Source organism: Bradyrhizobium sp. NBAIM03, assembly GCF_020194055.1.
Lineage (GTDB): Bacteria > Pseudomonadota > Alphaproteobacteria > Rhizobiales > Xanthobacteraceae > Bradyrhizobium > Bradyrhizobium yuanmingense.
Genome location: NZ_JADYVS010000237.1, coordinates 1 through 403, shown reverse-complemented (window position 1 = coordinate 403; position 403 = coordinate 1). Strand labels below are relative to the sequence as shown.

General features: G+C 62.8%; 1 protein-coding gene. It reads right to left on the bottom strand.

Annotated features, from left to right (window positions below; translation table 11 throughout):
* A partial coding sequence (locus tag I6F21_RS38290; protein ID WP_225184458.1) for a CHC2 zinc finger domain-containing protein occupies positions 1-246 on the bottom strand: 246 nt, incomplete at its 3' end.
* Between the last annotated feature and the right edge of the window lie 157 nt (positions 247-403).

Genomic DNA, 403 nt, shown 5'->3' with positions numbered 1-403 from the left:
GACCTCCTTAAGCGCGGCACGCAAGGAAATGCCGCGTGAAACGGCAAGGAAGTCGGCCGCGTCCCCTCGGATCCCGCAGGCATGGCACTTGAAGCGCCATTTCCCACCGTCTCCTACATAGACGCACAGCCGGTTCGAGGTTTCCTGCCCCTCACCACACGAGGGGCAGCTGGCGCCGCCCCATGTCCTCCCTTGCTTGCGCAGGGCAAAACCCTGTTCCTGAACAAGCTCGGGAAGATCAACCACGATGACCTCCCAGCCAGGTGTGTTTCCACTCGGCTTGGCGCGTCAGGCTGGCCGCGCGTCGCAGACTCTTCTGACGCCAAGCAGCGCCGACGAAAAAGCACGCGCGACGTAGAAACGCCTGGCCAGCATTGGACTTCACCATCACGACAAGCAGGCG